Annotated in this window: 1 protein-coding gene; it reads left to right on the top strand. The window is 53.6% G+C overall.

Translation table 11 applies throughout. The features are described from left to right. On the top strand, window positions 1-345 hold a 345-nt coding region (locus QWY30_RS15870), incomplete at both ends, for a condensation domain-containing protein (protein WP_290242667.1).

Below are 345 nucleotides of genomic sequence, written 5' to 3'. Positions count from 1 at the left end.
CGGCGACCTACAACATTCCGCAGGCGCTTCGTTTGAGGGGCTCTCTCAATATCGAGGTGCTCGCTCAGGCCTTGGTGTTGCTTTTAGATCGTCATGAGTCTTTACGCACAGTGATCAGACTCCATGATAATGGAGAGTATCAAGGTTCAGTCCTCGCAGTTCCTGCAGCAGAATCAATATGCAGGCAGGTCGATCTTCGCACGCTGGATGCAGAGTCCCGTGAGCTCGCGTTGTCGCAGTGCATCCGCGACGAGGTGGATCGACCGTTTGATCTCGCCAATGATTATTCACTTCGCGCGTGTGTGGTCAGAGTCGATGCACAGGAGAATGTGCTGTTGCTCACGT

The sequence above is a fragment of the Zwartia panacis genome, assembly GCF_030410395.1.
Lineage (GTDB): Bacteria > Pseudomonadota > Gammaproteobacteria > Burkholderiales > Burkholderiaceae_B > Zwartia > Zwartia panacis.
Note: the sequence above shows the minus strand (reverse complement) of the source record. Positions and strands in the feature narration are given on the sequence as shown.